Below are 271 nucleotides of genomic sequence, written 5' to 3'. Positions count from 1 at the left end.
AGCGCTGTTTAATTCTGTCTTTCAGTTTCTGAAAATGGACCCCGTAACGTAGGGGTAAATACCTAAATGTCGTACTTCTTCGCCCCGATAACACGCACACAAGCAATCAGCTTTTCGCAGCGCCCGGTAAAAGCTACCCCAAAAAACGTAGCTTTCTGCCCGCTGCAACCGTCGTGCGTTTCGTAATCTCCTGCCTGAGACTTGACAACGCGTTGCGCTCGATACGCTGGTTGTCGTGTCCTTTGTTTGAGAGAGCGAAACATGCCCGAAA

Annotated in this window: 1 protein-coding gene; it reads right to left on the bottom strand. The window is 49.8% G+C overall.

The features are described from left to right. Positions 1-62: 62 nt before the first annotated feature. Positions 63-271 (bottom strand): hypothetical protein (locus SB847_RS21090; RefSeq protein WP_410578575.1); only part of this gene is annotated, 209 nt, incomplete at its 5' end.

The organism is Bacillus sp. SIMBA_026 (assembly GCF_046535335.1).
In the GTDB taxonomy this organism is placed as follows: Bacteria; Bacillota; Bacilli; order Bacillales; family Bacillaceae; genus Bacillus; species Bacillus velezensis.
The sequence above is the reverse complement of the archived record's forward strand: the minus strand, read 5'-3'. Positions and strand labels throughout refer to the sequence as shown.